Source organism: Rubrivivax gelatinosus, assembly GCF_004340905.1.
In the GTDB taxonomy this organism is placed as follows: Bacteria; Pseudomonadota; Gammaproteobacteria; order Burkholderiales; family Burkholderiaceae_C; genus Rubrivivax; species Rubrivivax gelatinosus.
This window is the reverse complement of the sequence record NZ_SLXD01000013.1, coordinates 153,735-173,956: the sequence shown is the minus strand read 5'-3', so window position 1 is coordinate 173,956 and position 20,222 is coordinate 153,735. Positions and strand designations below refer to the sequence as shown.

Here is a 20,222-nt window from a genome sequence, read left to right as displayed (position 1 = left end):
CTGGCGGCCGTGTTCGGCTTCTGGCACCTGATGACGGTGCCCGGGCTGGTGCCGCCCTTCCTGTTCGCCGACGACCAGCAGGCAGCCTTCTTCTTCGGCGAGCCGCTGAAGGTGCTGCAACGGGTCTGGGCCTGGTTCGTCACCGACGCCGACATCTACCGCCACCTCGGCATCACGCTGCTGGAGACGGTGCTGGCCTTCGCCATCGGCGCGGCCAGCGGCCTGGCCACCGGCATGTGGCTGGCGCTGGCGCCGACGGCCTCGGCCATCCTCGAGCCCTACGTCAAGGCGCTGAACTCGATGCCTCGCATCATCCTGGCGCCGATCTTCGCCGTCTGGTTCGGCCTGGGCGTGGGCTCCAAGGTCGCGCTGGGCGTGACGCTGGTGTTCTTCATCGTCTTCTTCAACGTCTACCAGGGCGTCAAGGAGGTGAGCCCGGTGGTGCTGGCCAACGCCCGCATGCTGGGCGCCAGCCGCCGGCAGTTGCTGCGCCACGTCTACCTGCCCAGCGCGACGAGCTGGGTGTTCAGCAGCCTGCACACCAGCGTCGGCATGGCCTTCGTCGGCGCGGTGGTCGGCGAGTACCTCGGTTCGGCGCAGGGCGTGGGCTACCTGATCCTGCAGGCCGAGGGCACCTTCGACATCAACACGGTGATGGCCGGCATCGTCGTGCTGACGGCCTTCGCGCTGGCGCTGGACGCCGTGGTCGGCTTCGCCGAGCGCCGGCTGATGCGCTGGCAGCCGCGCAGCGGCGAGACCGAGAAACTCTAGGCGCCTGCCGGCTCGGCGACGACGAGCCGGTTGCGGCCCTCGGCCTTGGCGCGGTAGAGCGCACGATCGGCACGCTCGAACAGCGGCACCAGGTCGTAGCCCGGCGCGTGGGCGACGCCGACGGACAGCGTCACCGCCAGGCCCTCGGCATCGCCCTCCCAGGCGTGGGCCTCGACGCGGTGGCGCAGGCGCTCGAGCACCTCGAAGGCCCCCGCCGGCGAGGTGTCGAACAGCACGACGACGAACTCCTCGCCCCCCACGCGCGCCAGCACGTCGCTCTGGCGCAGGGCATCGCGCAGCAGGCGTGCGATCGACACGAGCACCCGGTCGCCCTGCGCATGGCCGTGGCGGTCGTTGATGCGTTTGAAGTGGTCCAGGTCGATGACGGCCAGCGACACCGGCCGCTGCTGCGCGGCCGCGGCCACCAGCCGCGCCGGCAGCTGCTCCTGCAGGTCGCGGCGGTTGGCCAGGCCGGTGAGCGCGTCGCGCCGGGCCTCGTCGCGGAAGCGCCGGGCGTGTTCACGCGCGGCCAGCGCCTCCTGGCGCACGCGGTCGGTCTCGGCTCGCGTGACGAAGAGTTCGGACTGGGCGCGCAGCTGGCGCGTCGCGCGCTCGCGCTCCAGGCGCTCGTGGGCCTCCAGCGCCCGCAGCGCGCGGAAGGTGTCTCCGAGATCGCGCGCGGCGCGGTAGATCGCCTGGTGCAGGCGGATCAGCGTCGCGTGCTGCCGGGCGGCGATGGCCGCCGGGCCGATCGCGTCGAGCCGCGCCAGGGCCTCGTGCAGCAGCCCGTGCTTGATCTCCAGCTCGGCGATCGAGCAGGTGATGCGCCAGGTCTGGGCGTGAAAGCCCTGGGCCTGGCTGCGCGCCAGGGCCTCGTGCAGCAGCGGCTCGGCTTCCTCGAGGCGGCCGGCATGCAGCAGCGCCTCGCCGAGGTTGCCGTCGACGAAGACGCCGAACAGCGGGTCGGGCATGGCCGGCAACATCGCCTGCGCCGCCCGGGCGTGCTCGACGGCACGTTCGACCGCGGCCAGCGCATCGGCGTCGTCGACGCCGCGCATGCGGTAGAAGCGCCCGATGCAGACCGCGCACAGGTTGTTCAGCACGACCATGCGCACGTAGGGTTCGTCAACGCGCAGCGCGACCTCCAGCGCCTCGGACATCAGGCGCTCGCCCTGCCAGGCATCGCCCATGCGCTCGAAACAGGCGCCCAGCGCGGCCAGCGACAGCGCCAGTTCGCGGTCGTCGGCCTGGTCGCGCGCGGCTTCGCAGCTGTCGTGCGCCACGGTCAGCGCGAGGTCGAAACGCGCCAGCTCGCAGGCCGACAGCACCATGCGGCGCAGCAGGTCGCCGAGCTCGCGGCGGCGGCCGCTGGCCTCCAGCCGCGGGCGCAGCAGCGCGCCGTCGTCGAGCATGCCGACGTGGTCGCCCAGGCGCAGGTCCAGCGCGTAACAGGCCAGGCCGGCCTCCAGCGCGATGTCGTCGGCGCCGGCGGCCGCGGCGTCGGCGAAGACGGCCCGCGCGGCGTCGCGTGCGGTGGCGAGATCGCCCGCCTCGCGCAGCCGCGTCACCCCGGCCAGCCGCGCGGCCAGCCCCTGGGGGCCGTCGTCGTCGTTCACTTGGCCGTCGGCATGACGAACTCGGCGCCCTTGGCGATGCTCGCCGGCCAGCGCTGCATCACGCTCTTCTGGCGGGTGTAGAAGCGCACGCCTTCCTCGCCGTAGGCGTGCAGGTCACCGAACAGGCTGCGCTTCCAGCCGCCAAAGCCGTGCCAGGCCATCGGCACCGGGATCGGCACGTTGATGCCGACCATGCCGGCCTCGACACCGCGCGCGAACTCGCGCGCCACGCCGCCGTCGCTGGTGAAGCAGGCGACGCCGTTGCCGTATTCGTGCGCGTTGACGAGTGCCAGCGCCTCGGCGAAGTCCTTCACGCGCACGCAGGCCAGCACCGGGCCGAAGATCTCCTCGCGGTAGATGCGCATCGCCGGCGTGACGTGGTCGAACAGCGTGCCGCCGGTCCAGAAGCCGTCCTCGAAGCCCGCCGCCTTGAAGCCGCGGCCGTCGACGACCAGCGTCGCGCCTTCGGCGACGCCGGTGGCGACGTAGCCCTCGATGCGGTCGCGCGCCTCGCGCGTGACGATCGGGCCCATCTCGGCGTCGAGCTCCATGCCGTTCTTGATCTTCAGCGTGCGCGCGCGTTCGGCCAGCTTGGGCACGATGCGCTCGGCGATGTCGCCGACCAGCACCGCCACCGAGATCGCCATGCAGCGTTCGCCGGCCGAGCCGTAGCCGGCGCCGATCAGCGCGTCGACGGCCTGCTCCAGGTCGGCGTCGGGCATCACGACCATGTGGTTCTTGGCGCCGCCCAGCGCCTGCACGCGTTTGCCGTGGTGCGCGCCGGTCTCGTAGATGTATTGCGCGATCGGCGTCGAGCCGACGAAGGACACGGCGCGCACGTCCGGGTGCACGAGCAGCGCGTCGACCGCGACCTTGTCGCCCTGCACGACCGAGAACACGCCGTCGGGCAGCCCGGCTTGCTTCAGCAGCTGTGCCATGAACAGGCTGGCGCTGGGGTCGCGTTCGCTGGGCTTCAGGATGAAGGCGTTGCCGCAGGCCAGCGCCACCGGGAACATCCAGCACGGCACCATCGCCGGGAAGTTGAACGGCGTGATGCCGGCGACCACGCCCAGCGGCTGGCGCAGCGTCCAGTTGTCGATGCCGGTGGAGACCTGGTCGGTGTAGTCGCCCTTGAGCAGCTGCGGGATGCCGCAGGCGAACTCGACGATGTCGATGCCGCGTGCGACCTCGCCCTGGGCGTCGGTGAAGACCTTGCCGTGTTCGGCGGTGATCATCGCCGCCAGCGCGTCGCGGTGTTCGTTGAGCAGCGCGAGGAACTTGTTCATCACGCGCGCACGGCGGATCGGCGGCGTGTGGCCCCAGGCCGGCTGGGCGGCGACGGCGGCGGCGACCGCCGCGTCGACGTCGGCCGGCTCGGCGAGAAGCACGCGGCGCGCGACGGCGCCGGTGGCGGGGTTGTAGACCGGCTGCGAGCGCGCCCCGGTGCCGGGCGTGGGCTGGCCGGCGATCCAGTGGCCGATGTCGGCGGTGGCGGTGAAGGCAACGGGTGCGCCCATGGGAAACGGCTCCTGAACGGGAAGGCGAGAGGTGAGCGGCAGTCTAGTGCGCCGCCGTGACGGGCGGGCACGGCGCGGCGCATGGCCGGTCGGCGAGCAAAAAAAAGGCCCGCCGGTGAGGGCGGGCCCCGCAAGTCCTTCGAAAAGGACGTCGTTGGGACCTGTGGAAACGGCGGGCGCATGCACCACAATCGACGTCTCCTCAGGCCGCGCAATGTAGCGGCCCTCCGCTTCACCGACCATCCCCACCCAAGGGGACGGGTTCCTGCCGATGAACACCAATCCGCTGACCGACGCCGACCTCACCCGGCTGCAGAACCTGCTGGACCGCGTGCCCGCGCCGCTGGAGCCGCTGGACGCCGTGGCCCTCGACGGCTTTCTCGCCGGCGTGGTGCTGCAGCCGCAGACCGTGCCGCCGACGCAGTGGCTGCGCTGGGTGACCGACCTGGAGGGCCGGGCGCTGCCCGGCGCCTATCCGGCCGCCGAGCTGCACGCGCTGGTGCGCCGGCGCCACGCCGAGATCGAGACCGCGGTCTCCGAACGCGACTGGTTCGACCCCTGGATCTTCGAGCTCGACGAAGACGCGCCGCCGTCCGAGGCCGTGCTGCCGTGGGTGGCGGGCTTCGCCGCCGCGATGGACCTGTTCCCGGCGCTGATGGCGATCGACGACCCTGAACTCGTCGAGCCGCTGGCGCTGCTGTACCGCCACTTCGACCCCGCCGATCTGGAGGACGCCGACGCGCTGGTGGCCGTCATCGAGACGCTGGAGCCGGCCGAAGACCTGGCCGAGGCGGTGCAGGACCTGGTGCGTGCGCTGATGCTGATCGCCGACGTTTCGCGCCCGCTGCCCCAGGACGACGCCAAGCCCGGGCCCGCGGCCAAGCGCCCCGCGGCCAAACGCGCCGGCGCGCAGCGCCGGGGCACCAAAACTCGCCGAGCGTCCTAGAAGTCCGCGCGGCAGAACCGCTCGTCGGACTGACCGGAGCCTCCCTCTCGGAGGGAGGCTGGAGGGAATCGTGCGTAAAGCCGCAGGCCAGGAGTCGGCGCGGCACAAGCCGCGCCGACTCCTAGCCGAAGAACGCGCGCGCGTGCAGGCCCAGGCCCTGGGCGACGCTGGCGAAGCGGTCGCCGCGCACGCGGCGCGCCCCGGGGAAGGCCGCCGCGATGCGCTCGACCAGCGCATCCAGCCCGGTCGAGCCGCCGGTGAAGTACAGCGTGCCCACGGCCTCGGCGGCCACCCCGGCGCGGCGCAGCGTCTCGCGCGAGCCTTCGACGATGCGCTCCAGGTCGTCCTCGATCGCCGCGGCGACCGCCGCCGAGCCGACCGTCGTGCCCAGCCCCGACTCCACGAGCGACAGGTCGACCTCGGCCGCACCCGAACCGGCAACCTCGATCTTGGCGCGTTCGGCCTCGGCGGCCAGCGCATGGCCCAGCCGGTGCTCGACGACGGTCATCAGGCGGCGGTGGTGCGCCAGGTCGGCGTACCAGCTCTTCAGCCGGCGCAGCTCGGCGACGCGGCCGGCGTTGTAGACGGTGTTGATCAGGTGCCAGGTCGAGAGGTCGAAGTAGACCCGGCTGGGCACCTCGCGCGGCGGACGGCCGGCTTCCGACGGCCCGAGGCTGCGGTAGCCCAGCAGCGGCATCAGCGCCTCGAGCTCGACGCGGCGGTCGAAGTCGGTGCCGGCGACGTGCACGCCGTGGTTGGCGAGGATGTCCTCGCGCCGGTCCGGTCGGCCACGGCGTTCGGGGCCGACCCGCACGATCGAGAAGTCGGAGGTGCCGCCGCCGATGTCGGCCACCAGCACCAGCTCCTCGGCGGCGACGTGGCGCTCGTGGTCCAGCGCGGCGGCGATCGGCTCGTACTGGAACGCGATCTCGGTGAAACCGGCGGCGCGCGCCGCAGCCTCCAGCGCCGCGGCGGCCTGGGCGTCGCGCTCGGCGTCGTCGTCGACGAAGAACACCGGGCGGCCGAGCACCACGCGCGCCAGCGGCGCGCCGGCGGCGGCTTCGGCGCAGCGCCTGAGATGCCGCAGGTAGCCGACGACGACGTCGACATAACGCACCGCGTGGCCGCCGCCCAGGTCGGTCGCCTGCTCCAGCAGCGACGAGCCGAGCAGGCTCTTCATCGAGCGCATCAGCCGTCCTTCGTGGCCTTCGACGTAGGCGGCCATCGCGGCGCGGCCGTACAGCCGTGTCGGCTCGGCCGCCGGGTGCTCCTCGTCGAGGCGGTAGAAGACCGCCGTCGGCATCGTCGGATGGCCGGGTTCGAGTTCGACCAGGCGCACGCCGTCGTGCGTCGGCAGGGCGATTCCCGAGTTCGAGGTGCCGAAGTCGATCGCGGCGAAGCCGGATGCAGGGTTCATGGGGGTTGCCGTTCGCCGAAGGGGCGCGGATTGTAGTGAGAGCGTCACGCCGCCGCAGCGGTGGCGTGCACTCCATCACGCCGCGGAGCATTCACCGCACGCGCCTGGCCCCGCCAGGCGCCCGTTGGCCCGATGCTGGTAACAGAGGGCAACAACAGGAGACAGCAGATGACCGCGCAACGTTCTACCGGCTGGTGGCGCCGCCTGACCCGGCGTGCCGACGCGGCGCCGCGCGATGTCCCCGACGCGGCCGACCTCGGCACCTGCTTCGGCCTAGAAGCCGTGCTGCAGGCCGAGGCCGAGGCCCGAGCCCTGCCCTGCCCTGCCCCGCAACTGCCCGCCGCAGCGCCGGCTCCGTACCCGGCAGCCTGAATCCCGGCAGGCGCCTCGTCGCGCCGATAGAATTTCCGCATGGCAAGACTGTCGTTTCGCGAACAGGTGCTGAGGGTTCGCGAAGACGCGATCGTCGCCTCGGTCAACCGGCTGCTGGCCGAAAAAGGCTTCGACCTGATGACGGTCGACGAGGTGGCGGCCGACGTCGGCATCGCCAAGGCGAGCCTGTACAAACACTTCCCGTCCAAGGAGGCGCTGGCCGCCGCGGCGATGGTGCGTCTGCTCGAGCAGACGCGCAGCATCGTCGAGAGCCAGGATGCCGACCGGGCCTTCGACCGGCTGGCCTCGGTGACACGCTGGGCGCTGCATGTGCAGATCGGAGGCGAGATGCCCTCGCTGCCGTCGCAGAACTCAACGCTGCGCGCCGAGCTGCTGGCCAACCGCGCCTATCTGGACCTGCTGATGGAAGTCAGCGACCGCCTGGGCGAGTGGATCGTGCAGGCCCAGGCCGACGGCGACATCGACCCGGCGCTGCCGCCCGAGGTGGCGCTGTACACGATCTTCGCGCGCGCCTGCGACCCGGTGCCGGCCTACCTGAAGGCCGGCGGCCGCTACAGCGACGAGCAGATCGTCGAGTGGGTGCTCGCGACCTGCATGAACGGGCTGCGCCCGCGCGCCGCCAGCTGAGTCAGCGGATCAGCAGCGCCGGCGTCTTGCAGCGCGCCAGCACCTTGGTCGCGACCGAGCCGAGCACCAGGTTGGCGAAGCTGCCGTGGCCGTGCGAGCCGAGCACGACGAGGTCGTATTCGTTCTTCTCGGTGAGCCCGACGACGACATCGGCCGCCGGGCCGGCCTTGTAGACGAAGTCGGCCTTGAGGCCCTGCTTGGCGAAGAAGGCGCGGATCGGCTTGAAGACCTTTTCCGCCTCTTCCTCGTAGTGGGCCTTGAGCACCGCCTTGTCGAGCACGGCGGCGGCGCGCGGCGGCACCGCCGCGACGGCGTTGACGATCGTGTACTGGTGCTGGCCACCGAACCAGTCGTCATGGGCGGCGAGGTAGGCCAGCATGCGCTTGGTGAACGGGCTGCCGTCGACGGCGGCGAGGATCTTCATGCGCTGGGTCTCCGTGTTCTGGTGCACCGAGTGTGGCACCGCCCCGGCAGGCCGGCACGCTTCACCCCAGGGCCGCGCTCAGATCTCGATCAGCCTGAAGGGATCGAGGCCCTCGTGCTCGCCTTTGTGCGCCAGGCCGCGCGCCTGGCAGACGACGCGTGTCGGCCGGGCGCCGGCGCGTTCGACGAGGTAGTCGTGGCGGCAGTGCAGGTGTCCGTGCAGCCACAGGTCGGCGCGTGCGATCAGGTCGTCGTCGGCATTGCAGAAGCTGGCCGTCGCCGGCTGGCGGCCATAACGCGGGTCGGCACTCTTCAGGCTGGGCGCGAAATGGGTGACGACGACGCAGGCGTCCCAGCGCCCGCGCGCCGGCTCGGCCAGCGTTGCTTCCAGCCAGGCGCGGCAGGCCAGCGCTTCGGTGCGCACCGCCTGCACGTCGAAAGGCTGGCCGCCACGGCGGGCGTCCATCAGCCGCATGAAATAGGCGGCGGCGCGCTGCGAACGCTCGCGCTCGGCGGCGCCGAAGAGGTCGAAGTCGTTCCAGCGCACGGTGCCGGCGAAACGGATGCGGCGCCCGTCGGCAGCGGAGACGACGGCGGTCTCGCGCTCCAGCAGTGTCAGCCCGTGGCGCGCGCAGGTCTCGGCCAGCGCCGGCCAGGCCTCGTCGAGTTCGCGGCCGTCGAACTCGTGGTTGCCGGCGACGACGAGCACCGGCACCGGCCAGCCGGCGAAACGTTCGTAGGCCGTCCAGCCGGCGTCAACATCGCCGGCCAGCACCAGCAGCTCGGCGCCGGGCGCGGGCTCGGGGTCGAAGGCCTCGCTCTCGAGGTGCAGGTCCGACAGCAGCTGGATCTTCATCGTGTCGCGTGCAGCAAAACAAAACGCCCGGCGGGTGCCGGGCGTTGCAGTCTCTCACGGGCCGTGACGGGCACGGCCGCGGCGGGGGATCAGGCCGAGAGGCGTTCCTCGATGCGCGCCATCGTCGCCGGCAGTTCGGCCGGCAGGCCGGCGGCGAGCTGCTTGAACAGCTCGGCATGCAGCTTGAGCTCCTGCTTCCAGGCTTCCGGGTCGACGCCGATGACGCTGTCGAACTGTTCCTTCGTGAAGGCCAGGCCTTCCCAGCGCAGGTCCTCGTAGCGCGGGCTGAGGCCGAAGACGTTCTCGACCGGCTCGCCGCCCTGGCCTTCGGCGCGCTTGAGCATCCACTCCAGCACACGCATGTTGTCGCCGTAGCCCGGCCAGACGAACTTGCCGTCGGCGCCCTTGCGGAACCAGTTGACGCAGTAGATGCGCGGCAGCTTGGCGCCCTGGCCCTGCAGCCTGGCGCCGGTGTCCAGCCAGTGCTGGAAGTACTCGGCCATGTTGTAGCCGCAGAACGGCAGCATCGCGAACGGGTCGCGGCGCACGACACCTTGCGCGCCGGCGGCGGCAGCGGTCGTCTCCGAGCCCATGGTCGCGGCCATGTAGACGCCTTCGGTCCAGTTGCGCGCCTCGGTCACCAGCGGCACGGTGGTCGAGCGGCGGCCGCCGAAGACGAAGGCGTCGATCGGCACGCCGGCGGCGTTGTCGTAGTCGGCGTCGAGCACCGGGTTGTGGATCGAGGACACGGTGAAGCGCGCGTTCGGGTGCGCGGCCTTGGCGCCGGTCTCCTTGGCGATCGCCGGCGTCCAGTCCTTGCCTTGCCAGTCGATCAGGTGCGCCGGCGGGGTGTCGGTCATGCCTTCCCACCAGACGTCGCCGTCGTCGGTCAGCGCGACGTTGGTGAAGATGGTGTCGCCCTTGATCGAATCCATGCAGTTCGGATTCGTCTTGTAGTTCGTGCCCGGGGCGACGCCGAAGTAACCCGCCTCGGGGTTGATCGCGTACAGGCGGCCGTCGGCGCCCGGCTTGATCCAGGCAATGTCGTCACCGATGGTCGTGACCTTCCAGCCGTCGTAGCCGGCGGGCGGCACCAGCATCGCGAAGTTGGTCTTGCCGCAGGCGCTCGGGAAGGCGGCGGCGATGTGGTACTTGCGGCCTTCGGGGCTGGTGACGCCCAGCACCGTCATGTGCTCGGCCAGCCAGCCCTGCGCGCGGCCCATCGTCGAGGCGATGCGCAGCGCGAAGCACTTCTTGCCCAGCAGCGCGTTGCCGCCGTAGCCCGAGCCATAGCTCCAGATCTCGTGCGTCTCGGGGTAGTGCACGATGTACTTGGTCTTGTTGCAGGGCCAGGCGACGTCCTGCTGGCCCGCCTCCAGCGGCGCACCGACGGTGTGCACGCAGGGCACGAACTCGCCGTCGGCACCGAGCACGTCGTAGACGGCCTTGCCCATGCGCGTCATCAGGCGCATGTTGGCGGCCACGTACGGGCTGTCGCTCAGTTCGACGCCGATGTGCGCGATGTGCGAGCCCAGCGGGCCCATCGAGAACGGGATCACGTACAGCGTGCGGCCCTTCATCGCGCCCTTGAAGAGCGCCTTCTCGCCGGTCTGCAGCAGCACGCGCATCTCGGCCGGGGCCATCCAGTTGTTCGTCGGGCCGGCGTCTTCCTTCTTCTCGCTGCAGATGAAGGTGCGGTCCTCGACGCGCGCGACGTCACCCGGATCGCTCTTGGCGAGGTAGCTGTTCGGGCGCTTCGCGGGGTTCAGGCGCTGCATCGTGCCGGAGGCCACCATGCGCGCGCACAGCGCGTCGTACTCGGCTTCGGAGCCATCGCACCAGTGGATGTCGGCGGGCTCGGTCAGCGCGGCGATCTCGGCCACCCAGGCGACCAGACGCGCATGCTTCACGTAGTCGGGCACGTTCGGCAGGCGTTCCGTTGCGGGACGGTTCATGGACACTCCAGTTCTGTTCGGACAGTCAAAAAAAGGCGGAATCAGGTCAGCTCCCCCTTGTGGAGAAGTTCACCGGATGCCGCCCGCCCAGGGGCCCTCCCGGGCATGAGAATGTGCGCGAACAATGTAATCGCCTCGTACCCACGTCGACTGACATCCCTATGCAAATCCCGAATAGTTCGATGCCGGGCACCGTCTCGCGGGGCGGGTATTCACGATGAGGCTGCTCAGCGTCAACGTCGGAACGGCACACGAACGCCTGATCGGCCAGCGCAAGGTGCTGAGCGCGATCGACAAACGCCCGGTCGACGGCGAGGTGGCCGTGCAGCCACTGGGCCTGGCCGGCGACGAGCAGGCCGACCTGTCGGTGCACGGCGGGCTCGGCAAGGCGGTCTACGCCTATCCGAACGAGCACTACGCGTTCTGGCGCACGGTGCGCGCGCAGGCCCAGGTCTCGGGATGGGACGACTCGCTGCCGCCGGGGGCGATGGGCGAGAACCTGACGCTCGAAGGCGTGCTCGAGGACGGCCTGTATATCGGCGACCGCCTCGTCTTCCCGGGCTGCGTGCTCGCCGTCAGCGAGCCGCGTTTCCCGTGCTTCAAGTTCAACGCGGTGATGGGCTTTCCGCAGGCCTCCAAGCTGATGGCGCAGTCGGGCTTCTGCGGCAGCTACCTGGCGGTCATCGAGCCCGGCACGATCGCGGCCGGGCAGAGCTTCAAGCTGGTGCCGGGGCCGCGCGAAGTGAGCATCCGCGAACTTTTCCGCGCCCGGGTCAGGGCCTGAGGCCGACGCGCCGGCATTCGGCGCGGTACAGAACCGGCATCAGCGTCAGCACCGCGACGTAGCGCACGACCTGGAACGCCGTCACGACCGGCACGCCGAGCTGCAGCACCTTGGCCGTGATCGCCATCTCGGCGATGCCGCCGGGTGTCGTCGCGAGCAGCGCCGTCGCCGGGTGCAGGCCGGTGGCGCGCGCCAGCAGCGCGGCGAAACCGGCTGAAACCACGAGCATCACCAGCGTGCCGGCGGCGACGCTGGCCAGCCAGCGCGGCGCAGCGTGCGCGAACTCGGGCGTGAAGCGGATGCCCAGCGCGACGCCGATGACCAGTTGGGCGAAGCCGCTGGCGCCCGGCGGCAGCGCCGACAGCTCGGCGCCCAGCGCCGTCGGCAACGCGGTGGCGAGCAGCGGCCCCAGCACCCAGGGGTTCGGTGCCCTCAGCCGCTGCAGCGCCCAGACCGCCGCCGCGGCGCCGGCGGCCAGCAGCAGCAGGCCCCGCGGCCGCACCGTCGCCGAGGCCGTCGTCGCCGCGTCCAGGCCATGCACGCCCACGGCCTGCAGCGTCAGCGGCACGATCGTGACGACGAGCAGCACGCGCAGCGAATGCGCCGCCGCGACCTGGTCGACACGGCCGCCGGCACGTTCGGCCAGCAAGGCCATCTCCGAGGCGCCGCCGATCGCCGCGGCGTAGAAGCAGGTCGCCCGCTCGCCGCCGTGGCGCGCCAGCAGCACGCGGTAGAAGACGTAGCCCAGCACCAGCGCCCAGACGACGCCGGAGGCGATCGCCGGCGCCAGGCGGCCGATCAGGGCGACGACCGGCGGCGTGAAGTACAGCCCGAGCGCGACGCCCAGCAGCGCCAGCCCCAGATTGCGCAGCCGCAGCGACGCCGCCACCGGCCGGCCGGCGACGCCGAAGGCCGCGGTGGCCAGCAGCGGCCCCAGCATCCAGGGAAGCGGCAGGGCAACGGCCTGGGCGCCGAGCGCGGCCAGCACCGCGAGCACGAGCGTGGCGGCGATGCGCCGCGCCCGTGCCGCGGAATCAGCGCCCTCAGGCGCTGGCGGCATCCAGCGTCGGGTAGTCGGTGTAGCCCTCGGCGCCACCGCCGTAGAGCTTGGGCACGTTCAGCGCATTGAGCGCCGCGCCGCGGCGCAGGCGCAGCCCCAGGTCGGGGTTGGCGATGAAGGGCCGGCCGAAAGCCACCGCGTCGGCGGCGCCCGACGAGACCGCCTCGAGCGCCAGTTCGCGCGAGTAGCCGTTGTTGACGATCCACGGGCCGGCGAAGTGCCGGCGCAGCGCCGCGTAGTCGAAGGGCGCGACGTCGCGCGCGCCGCCGGTCTGGCCTTCGATGACGTGCACGAAGGCCAGGCCGAGCCCGGCCACGCGGTCCAGCGCCAGCGTGTACAGCGATTGCGCGTCGCTGTCCTGGGCCGCGTCGTTGACCGGCGTCACTGGCGAGATGCGCACGCCGGTGCGGCCGCCGCCGATCGCGCCGGCCACCGCCGTCAGCACTTCGACGAACAGGCGCACGCGGTTCTCCGGCGAGCCGCCGTAGGCGTCGCTGCGGTCATTGATGCTGTCGCGCAGGAACTGCTCGATCAGATAGCCATTGGCGGCGTGAACCTCGACGCCGTCGAAGCCGGCCTCGACGGCGCAGCGCGCGGCATGCACATAGGCGGCGACGATGCCGGGGATCTCGTCGCTGCGCAGCGCCCGCGGCGCCGAGCAGTCGACGAAGCCGTCGGCGGTGAAGGTCTTGGACTGGGCCGCGCGTGCGGTGGACGACACCGGCGCCGCACCCCCGGGCTGCAGCGAGACGTGCGAGATGCGGCCGACGTGCCAGAGCTGGATCACGGCGCGGCCGCCTTCGGCGTGGATCGCCTCGGCGATGCGGCGCCAGCCGGCGACCTGCTCGGGCGAGTAGATCCCCGGCGTGTCCAGGTAGCCCTGGCCTTCGGGGCAGATCTGCGCCGCCTCGGTGACGATCAGGCCGGCGCCGGTGGCCGGGTTGGCGCGCTGGCGGTAGTACTCGACCATCAGGTCGTTGGGAACCTGACCGGCGCTGGCGCGGTTGCGGGTCAGCGGGGCCATGACGATGCGCGAGCCGGCGGCGATGTCGCCGTAGCGGATGGGGTCGAAGAGGGTGCTCATGGCGGCGAGATTACTGCGGCGCAGCATTCCTTGCAGGCCGGGCATGGCACAGTCCGGCCCCATGCTCGCCTACCGACACGCGTTCCACGCCGGCAACCATGCCGACGTGCTCAAGCACCTCGTGCTCGTCTCCGTGCTGCGCCACATGGCGCAGAAGGAGAAGGGCTTCCGCGTCGTCGACACGCACGCCGGCGCCGGGGGATATTCGCTCGAAAGCCGCTACGCGCGCCAGAAGGCCGAATACGCCGCCGGCATCGAACGGCTGTACGACGCCGCTGACCTGCCGCCGGCACTCGCCGACTACGTCGCCCAGGTGCGCGCGTTCAACGGCAACGGCGCGCTGAAGCAGTACCCGGGCTCGCCGGCCATCGCCCTGCAACTGCTGCGCGCGCAGGACCAGCTGCGGCTGTTCGAGCTGCACCCGACCGACCACCGCATCCTGGCCTCGTTCATGGCCGACGCGCCGAACGTGCAGGTGGCGATGAAGGACGGCTTCGAGGCGCTGAAGTCGCAGCTGCCGCCGACCACCCGCCGCGGCGTCGTGCTGATCGACCCGTCTTACGAGATCAAGACCGACTACACGCGCACGCTGGCCGCGCTGCGCGAGGCGCTGGAGCGTTTTGCCGACGCCGTCGTCGTGATCTGGCTGCCGCAGCTGCAGCTGCTCGAGTCGCGCCAGCTGCCGCAGCGGCTGAAGGCCACCGCCGACAAGCATGCGAAGAAGGGCTGGCTGAACGCCCGCCTGACGGTGGCCAGCGCCGACGCACGCGGCTTCGGCATGCTGGGTTCCAGCGTCTTCGTCGCCAACCCGCCGCACACGCTGCACGAGGCGCTGGCGCCGTGCCTGCCGCTGCTGGCACGCACGCTGGGCGAAGGCCAGGGCCAGCACGCGCTCGAAAAATCGACCCACGCCTAGAACCGACATGAAGCACACAGGGAGGACGCGCCTGGGCGCCGTCGCCGGCGCGCTGGCGCTTGCGGCGTCGATGGCGAATGCACAGACCGCGCAGACGACGCCCGCGGCGCTGATCGCCGGCTTCGAACGCACCGAGCTGCCCGGCGGGGAACACATGGGGCTGGCGCAGGTCGCCTACCTCATCGAGTTCGCGCCCGGCTGGCGCGCCGGCCCGGCGCTGTACGGCGCCGCCACCGGCCACCGCGGCGGCCTCTTCACCTGGGGCGCCGAGGCGCAGAAGCTGTGGCGCTTCGGCGGTCGCTGGCAGGCCGTCGGCGGGCTGTACGTCGGCGGTGGCGGCGGCGCCAGCGCGCCGGTGGGCGGCGGCCTGATGCTGCGCCCGCACGCCGACCTGCTCTACGGCTTCGACGGCTGGGCGCTGGGCGTCTCGGCCTCGCAGGTCCGCTTCCCCAACGGCGACATCCGCAGCTCGCAGCTGGGCCTGGTGCTGAGCGTCGACGACCGTTTCGAACACGGCACGCCCGGCGTTGCCTGGCGGGGGGGCGACGCCTCCTGGCTGCGTGTCGACCGTCTGGTGCTCGGCGGCGGACGTTATGCCGAACAGGCGCCGGGCGCCGATTCGCTGGGCATCGTCAGCCTGCGCGCCGAACACGACCTGGGCCCGGTCTGGATCGCGACGGCCGAAGCCGGTGCCGCGGTGCAGGGCGACGGCGACGGGTACGCCGAGTTCGGCGCCGGCCTCGCCGCACTGTGGCCGACGCCGCTGCCCGGCCTGCGTGTCGGCGGCCGCGCGATGCTGGGCCTGGGCGGCGGCGGTGCCGTGCCGACCGGCGGCGGCATCATCGGCAAGGCCGCGCTGCTGGCGCGCTGGCAGGTCGCCGGGCCCTGGAGCCTGGAACTCGAAGGCGGCCGTGTGCACGCCTTCAGCGGCGGCGACCTGGGCAGCCACTACGCGATGCTGTCGCTGGGCCGCGGCTTCGGCGCGCCCGAGACCGGCGCGCCGGCGGTCGAGACCGAGTTCGCGCTGGCCGCGCAGAGCTACGACGCGCAGCGCCGCGACGGCAGCCGCCGCCGGCTGGAGACCATCGGCCTGAAGATCAGCCGCGCGATCGACGAACGCTGGTACGTCGCCGGCCAGGCCTACGGCGCGGTGACCGGCGGGGCCGGCGCGTACTCGGTCGGCCTGGTCGGGCTGGGTGCGCGCTGGCCGGTGTCGCCCGGCTGGCGTGTCGGCGCCGAGGCGCTGGCCGGTGCCGCCGGCGGCGGCGGAGTGGAGAGCCAGGGCGGCGCCATCGTGCAGCCCAAGGTCTGGGTCGGCACCGACGTCGGCCGCCACGGCCGGCTGCAGCTGGGCGCGGGTTACATCCGCTCGCTGCACGGCGAGCTGTCGGCGCCGCTGGTCGAACTGAGCTGGGGCGTGGCGCTCGGGCGGCCCTGAGCCGCTCCTCGCGGGCTGAGGGAGAGGCCGGGCCCTCACCCCAGCCCTCTCCCGCGAGCGGGAGAGGGAGCCAGATGGCTTCAACCGATCCCGCGCGCCCGGTCGGCTTTGAACTGCTGGCGGAAGGCCTCGAAACGGCCTTCGTCCAGCGCCTCGCGCACCTCGCGCATCAGGTTCAGGTAGTAGTGGATGTTGTGGATACTGGCGAGCATCGGGCCCAGCATCTCGCCGCAGCGGTCGAGGTGGTGCAGGTAGGCACGGCTGAAGTTGCGGCAGCAGTAGCAGCTGCAGGTCTCGTCGACCGGCCGTTCCGACGCGCGGTGTTTGGCGTTGCGGATCTTCAAGTCGCCGAAACGTGTGAACAGGTGGCCGTTGCGTGCGTTGCGCGTCGGCATCACGCAGTCGAACATGTCGACGCCGCAGGCCACGCCCTCGACCAGGTCCTCGGGCGTGCCGACGCCCATCAGGTAACGCGGCTTGTGTGCCGGCAGCCGGTGCGGCGTGTGCGCCATGATGCGCAGCATCTCGTCCTTGGGCTCGCCGACGCTGACGCCGCCGATCGCGTAGCCCGGCAGGTCCATCTCGACCAGCGCGTCCAGCGACTCCTGGCGCAGGTGCTCGAACATGCCGCCCTGGACGATGCCGAAGAGCGCATTCGGGTTCTCCAGCCGGTTGAACTCGGCGACGCAGCGTTTCGCCCAGCGCCGGCTCAGCTCCATCGACGCACGCGCCTGGGCCTCGGTCGTCAGCACGCCCTTGGTTTCGTACGGCGTGCACTCGTCGAACTGCATGACGATGTCCGAGTTCAGCACCGTCTGGATCTGCATGCTGACTTCGGGCGTCAGGAACAGCTTGTCGCCGTTGACCGGCGAGGCGAACTTGACGCCCTCCTCGCTGATCTTGCGCATCTCGCCCAGGCTCCAGACCTGGAAGCCGCCGCTGTCGGTGAGGATGGGCTTGTTCCAGCCTTCGAAGCGGTGCAGGCCGCCGAAGCTCTGCAGCACGTCCAGCCCCGGGCGCATCCACGGGTGGAAGGTGTTGCCGAGGATGATCTGGGCGCCGGCTTCCTCCAGCGAGCGCGGCAGCACGCCCTTGACGGTGCCGTAGGTGCCCACCGGCATGAAGATCGGCGTCTCGACGACGCCGTGGTTCAGCGTCAAGCGGCCGCGGCGCGCGTGGCCCTCGGTCTTCAGCAGTTCGTATCGCAGCATGGGATGGGGGAAAGGTCAGGCGCGGCGCTCGAGCAGCATCGCGTCGCCGTAGCTGAAGAAGCGGTAGCGCGCTTCGACGGCATGGCGGTACAGCGCGTGCATGTGCTCGAAGCCCGTGAACGCGCTGACCAGCATCAGCAGCGTGCTCTTGGGCAGGTGGAAGTTGGTGACCAGCAGGTCGACGACGCGGAACTCGAAGCCCGGGCGGATGAAGAGGTCGGTGTCGCCGGCGCCGGCTTCGAGCGCGCCGCCGATCGCCGCCGACTCCAGCGCGCGCAGCGTCGTCGTGCCGGCGGCGACGATGCGCCCGCCGCGTGCGCGCGTCTCGCGGATCGCCTCGACGGTGGCGGCGTCGACCTCCCAGCGCTCGTGGTGCATGCGGTGCTCGTCGAGGTTCTCGGCGCGCACCGGCTGGAAGGTGCCGGCGCCGACGTGCAGCGTCACCGCGGCGCGCTTCACGCCGCGCGCGTCCAGCGCCGCCAGCACGCCGGCGTCGAAGTGCAGCGACGCGGTCGGCGCGGCCACCGCGCCGGGGCGCGCGGCGAACACCGTCTGGTAGCGCTCGACGTCCTCGGCCGCGTCCTCGTGCGTGATGTACGGCGGCAGCGGCACGTGGCCGTGGCGCTCGAGCAGCACGAAGGGGTCGTCGGGGAAACGCAGGTGGAACAGCGAGCCGTCGACGCCGTCGCGCCCCAGCACCTCGGCGTCGAAGGCGTCGGCGAAGCGCACCGTCGTGCCCGGGCGCGGCGACTTGCTGGCGCGCAGGTGGGCCAGCACCTCGTGGCCGCCGAGCACGCGCTCGACCAGCGCCTCGACGCTGCCGCCGGTGGGCTTTTCGCCGTGAAGGCGGGCCTTGATGACGCGGGTGTCGTTGAAGACCAGCAGGTCGCCCGGGGCCAGCAGCTGCGGCAGCTCGCGGAACACGCGGTCCACCGGCAGCGCGCCGCGGCCGTCGAGCAGGCGCGAGGCGCTGCGTTCAGGGGCCGGGTGCTGGGCGATCAGCTCGGGCGGGAGCGGGAAGTCGAAATCGGAGAGGGAGTAGGCAGTCATCGTGCAGGCTGTACCGGCCTGGAGTCGCGACGGGGGCGATTGTTCCATGCCCTCGGCGGCGACAATCCCGGGCCATGTCGGAAACCGCACGCCAGAGCACGAAATCGGCCCCGCAGCGGGCGATGGAGCGCCTGGGCCTGCTGCGCGACATCGACCTCGCGCTGCACCTGCCGATGCGCTACGAGGACGAGACGCGCATAGCGCCCGTCGCCGCGCTGCACGACGGCGACACGGCGCAGGTCGAGGGCGTGGTGCGCCATTGCCAGGTCGAGATCCGCTCGCGCCGCCAGCTCGTCGTGCGCCTGGCCGACGACAGCGGCGAGCTGACGCTGCGTTTCCTGCACTTCTACCCGTCGACGCAGAAGCAGCTGGCGGTCGGCAGCCGGGTGCGCGTGCGTGGCGAGGTCCGCGTCGGCTTCCTCGGCCGCGAGATGGTGCACCCGACGGTCAAACGCGTCGACGAGCACACGCCGCTGGCGGCCTCGCTGACGCCGGTCTACCCGGCGAGCGCGCAGCTGCCGCAGGCCTATCTGCGCAAGGCCGTGGCCGCCGGCCTGTCGCGCGCGCCGCTGGACGAAGTGCTGCCGCCCGGCGTCGTGCCGAGCGGGCTGCCGCCGCTGCGCGAGGCGCTGCGCCTGCTGCACCACCCGCCGCCGGGCATCGCGATGGGTGCGCTGGAAGACCACAGCCACCCGGCCTGGCAGCGGCTGAAGTTCGACGAGCTGCTGGCGCAGCAGCTGTCGCAGCTGCAGGCCCGCCTGGAGCGCTCGCGCCTGGCCGCGCCGGCCCTGCGCGACAGCACGCTGCCGGCACGGCTGCGCACCGTGCTGCCGTTCACGCTGACCGCGGCGCAGGAGCGCGTCGTCGCCGAGATCGACGCCGACCTGGCGCTGGCGCAGCCGATGCACCGGCTGCTGCAGGGCGACGTCGGCTCCGGCAAGACCGTGGTCGCGGCGCTGGCCGCGGCCACCGCGATCGGCTCGGGCTGGCAGTGCGCGCTGATGGCGCCGACCGAGATCCTCGCCGAGCAGCATTTCAAGAAGCTCGTCGACTGGCTGCTGCCGCTGGGGCTGGAGGTCGCCTGGCTGACCGGCAGCCGCAAGGGCAAACAGCGCCAGGCGATGCTGGCGAAGATCGCCTCGGGCCAGGCGGCGCTGGTCGTCGGCACGCATGCGGTGATCCAGGAGGACGTGGTCTTCGCGCGCCTGGGGCTGGCCGTCGTCGACGAGCAGCACCGCTTCGGCGTCGCCCAGCGCCTGGCGCTGCGGCGCAAGCTGGAGCTGCAGGCGCTGGAGCCGCACCTGCTGATGATGAGCGCGACGCCGATCCCGCGCACGCTGGCGATGACCTACTTCGCCGACCTGGCGGTCAGCACCATCGACGAGCTGCCGCCGGGGCGCACGCCGGTCGTGACCAAGGTCTTCGCCGACGACAAGCGCGAGCAGGTGGTCGAGAAGATCCGCGACGAGGTGGCGCGCGGGCGCCAGGTCTACTGGGTCTGCCCGCTGGTCGAGGAGAGCGAGCACATCGACCTGCAGAACGCGACGGCGACGCATGCCCAGCTGAGCGAGGCGCTGCCCGGCGTGTCGGTCGGCCTGCTGCACGGCCGCATGGCCGCCACCGACAAGGCTGCGACCATGGCCGAGTTCTCGTCCGGGCGCATGCAGCTGCTGGTGGCGACGACGGTCATCGAGGTCGGCGTCGACGTGCCCAACGCCAGCCTGATGGTCATCGAGCACGCCGAACGTTTCGGCCTGGCGCAGCTGCACCAGCTGCGCGGGCGCGTCGGCCGCGGCGCCGTGGCCAGCGTCTGCGTGCTGCTCTACACCGCGCCGCTGTCGCCCACCGGCAAGGCGCGGCTGCGCGCGATGGCCGAGACCACCGACGGCTTCGAGATCGCGCGCCGCGACCTCGACATCCGCGGCCCCGGCGAGTTCATGGGCTCGCGCCAGAGCGGCGACGCGCTGCTGCGTTTCGCCGACCTGGCCGAGGACGACGCGCTGCTGGAACGCGCCCGAGAGCTGGCGCCGAAGCTGCTGCGCGAGCAGCCGGCGGCGGCGCGTGCGCACGTGCAGCGCTGGCTTGGCGGCAAGGCGGAGTTCCTCAAGGCCTGAGCGCCCCGCAACCCCGGGACGACGCCGGTCCCCAAGCCTCTTAT

At 71.9% G+C, this 20,222-nt stretch carries 18 protein-coding genes; 8 read left to right on the top strand and 10 right to left on the bottom strand.

The window, feature by feature from the left end:
* Positions 1-30: 30 nt before the first annotated feature.
* A complete protein-coding gene (locus tag EV684_RS19445) occupies positions 31-771 on the top strand; it encodes an ABC transporter permease (RefSeq protein ID WP_242478492.1) in 741 nt (246 codons plus the stop codon).
* Here EV684_RS19445 and EV684_RS19440 read toward each other — a convergent pair.
* Together EV684_RS19440 and EV684_RS19435 are read right to left on the bottom strand one after the other, a co-directional pair.
* Complete coding sequence (locus tag EV684_RS19440; RefSeq protein ID WP_132648977.1) at positions 768-2,387, bottom strand: GGDEF domain-containing protein; 1,620 nt, start codon at positions 2,385-2,387, stop codon at positions 768-770. The genes EV684_RS19445 and EV684_RS19440 overlap by 4 nt on opposite strands.
* Entirely contained in the window at positions 2,384-3,904 is a 1,521-nt protein-coding gene (locus EV684_RS19435) for a CoA-acylating methylmalonate-semialdehyde dehydrogenase (protein ID WP_132648976.1), read from the bottom strand. The genes EV684_RS19440 and EV684_RS19435 overlap by 4 nt, the downstream gene beginning before the upstream one ends.
* A 271-nt stretch (positions 3,905-4,175) precedes the next feature.
* Here EV684_RS19435 and EV684_RS19430 point away from each other — a divergent pair, with 271 nt between their 5' ends.
* Positions 4,176-4,850 carry a YecA/YgfB family protein gene (locus EV684_RS19430; protein WP_132648975.1) on the top strand — a complete coding sequence of 225 codons (675 nt, stop codon included), beginning with the start codon at positions 4,176-4,178 and terminating at the stop codon, positions 4,848-4,850.
* A gap of 121 nt (positions 4,851-4,971) precedes the next feature.
* Here EV684_RS19430 and EV684_RS19425 read toward each other — a convergent pair whose 3' ends face one another.
* On the bottom strand, positions 4,972-6,267 hold the full coding sequence (locus tag EV684_RS19425) for an Hsp70 family protein (protein ID WP_132648973.1): 1,296 nt from the start codon (positions 6,265-6,267) through the stop codon (positions 4,972-4,974).
* A gap of 168 nt (positions 6,268-6,435) precedes the next feature.
* Between EV684_RS19425 and EV684_RS19420 the strand changes: the two genes are divergently transcribed.
* Both EV684_RS19420 and EV684_RS19415 read left to right on the top strand, forming a co-directional pair.
* Positions 6,436-6,639: a hypothetical protein gene (locus EV684_RS19420; protein WP_132648971.1), complete on the top strand. Its 204-nt coding sequence runs from the start codon at positions 6,436-6,438 to the stop codon at positions 6,637-6,639.
* A 39-nt stretch (positions 6,640-6,678) separates the two neighbouring features.
* A complete protein-coding gene (locus tag EV684_RS19415) occupies positions 6,679-7,287 on the top strand; it encodes a TetR/AcrR family transcriptional regulator (protein ID WP_132648969.1) in 609 nt (202 codons plus the stop codon).
* 1 nt (position 7,288) lies between these two features.
* Here EV684_RS19415 and EV684_RS19410 read toward each other — a convergent pair whose 3' ends face one another.
* The 3 genes from EV684_RS19410 to EV684_RS19400 form a co-directional block, all read right to left on the bottom strand.
* On the bottom strand, positions 7,289-7,711 hold the full coding sequence (locus EV684_RS19410) for a universal stress protein (RefSeq protein WP_132648967.1): 423 nt from the start codon (positions 7,709-7,711) through the stop codon (positions 7,289-7,291).
* Between the two features lie 78 nt (positions 7,712-7,789).
* Complete coding sequence (locus EV684_RS19405; RefSeq protein WP_132648966.1) at positions 7,790-8,566, bottom strand: metallophosphoesterase; 777 nt, start codon at positions 8,564-8,566, stop codon at positions 7,790-7,792.
* Positions 8,567-8,655: 89 nt separating this feature from the next.
* The gene (locus tag EV684_RS19400) at positions 8,656-10,521 is read right to left on the bottom strand and encodes a phosphoenolpyruvate carboxykinase (GTP) (RefSeq protein WP_132648965.1); all 1,866 of its coding nucleotides are present in this window, start codon (positions 10,519-10,521) and stop codon (positions 8,656-8,658) included.
* 217 nt (positions 10,522-10,738) lie between these two features.
* Between EV684_RS19400 and EV684_RS19395 the strand changes: the two genes are divergently transcribed.
* A complete protein-coding gene (locus EV684_RS19395; RefSeq protein ID WP_132648964.1) occupies positions 10,739-11,305 on the top strand; it encodes an MOSC domain-containing protein in 567 nt (188 codons plus the stop codon).
* Here the strand turns inward: EV684_RS19395 and EV684_RS19390 are convergent.
* Positions 11,295-12,365 (bottom strand): AbrB family transcriptional regulator, encoded by a 1,071-nt coding sequence (locus EV684_RS19390; protein WP_132648962.1) that lies wholly within the window; start codon positions 12,363-12,365, stop codon positions 11,295-11,297. The two genes, EV684_RS19395 and EV684_RS19390, sit on opposite strands and share 11 nt — an antisense overlap.
* Complete coding sequence (locus EV684_RS19385) at positions 12,349-13,449, bottom strand: alkene reductase (protein ID WP_132648961.1); 1,101 nt, start codon at positions 13,447-13,449, stop codon at positions 12,349-12,351. The genes EV684_RS19390 and EV684_RS19385 overlap by 17 nt, the downstream gene beginning before the upstream one ends.
* A gap of 61 nt (positions 13,450-13,510) precedes the next feature.
* Here EV684_RS19385 and EV684_RS19380 point away from each other — a divergent pair, with 61 nt between their 5' ends.
* Both EV684_RS19380 and EV684_RS19375 read left to right on the top strand, forming a co-directional pair.
* On the top strand, positions 13,511-14,365 hold the full coding sequence (locus EV684_RS19380; RefSeq protein ID WP_132648960.1) for a 23S rRNA (adenine(2030)-N(6))-methyltransferase RlmJ: 855 nt from the start codon (positions 13,511-13,513) through the stop codon (positions 14,363-14,365).
* Between the two features lie 7 nt (positions 14,366-14,372).
* Positions 14,373-15,803, top strand: a complete 1,431-nt coding sequence (locus EV684_RS19375) for a hypothetical protein (protein ID WP_132648958.1) — start codon at positions 14,373-14,375, stop codon at positions 15,801-15,803.
* Positions 15,804-15,883: 80 nt separating this feature from the next.
* Here the strand turns inward: EV684_RS19375 and tgt are convergent, their stop codons facing one another.
* Positions 15,884-17,014 (bottom strand): tRNA guanosine(34) transglycosylase Tgt, encoded by a 1,131-nt coding sequence (gene tgt / locus EV684_RS19370; RefSeq protein ID WP_132648957.1) that lies wholly within the window; start codon positions 17,012-17,014, stop codon positions 15,884-15,886.
* Between the two features lie 15 nt (positions 17,015-17,029).
* On the bottom strand, positions 17,030-18,064 hold the full coding sequence (gene queA, locus EV684_RS19365) for a tRNA preQ1(34) S-adenosylmethionine ribosyltransferase-isomerase QueA (protein WP_132648955.1): 1,035 nt from the start codon (positions 18,062-18,064) through the stop codon (positions 17,030-17,032).
* Positions 18,065-18,138: 74 nt separating this feature from the next.
* Here queA and recG point away from each other — a divergent pair, with 74 nt between their 5' ends.
* Positions 18,139-20,178 carry an ATP-dependent DNA helicase RecG gene (recG, locus tag EV684_RS19360; protein WP_132648954.1) on the top strand — a complete coding sequence of 680 codons (2,040 nt, stop codon included), beginning with the start codon at positions 18,139-18,141 and terminating at the stop codon, positions 20,176-20,178.
* Positions 20,179-20,222 lie beyond the last annotated feature (44 nt).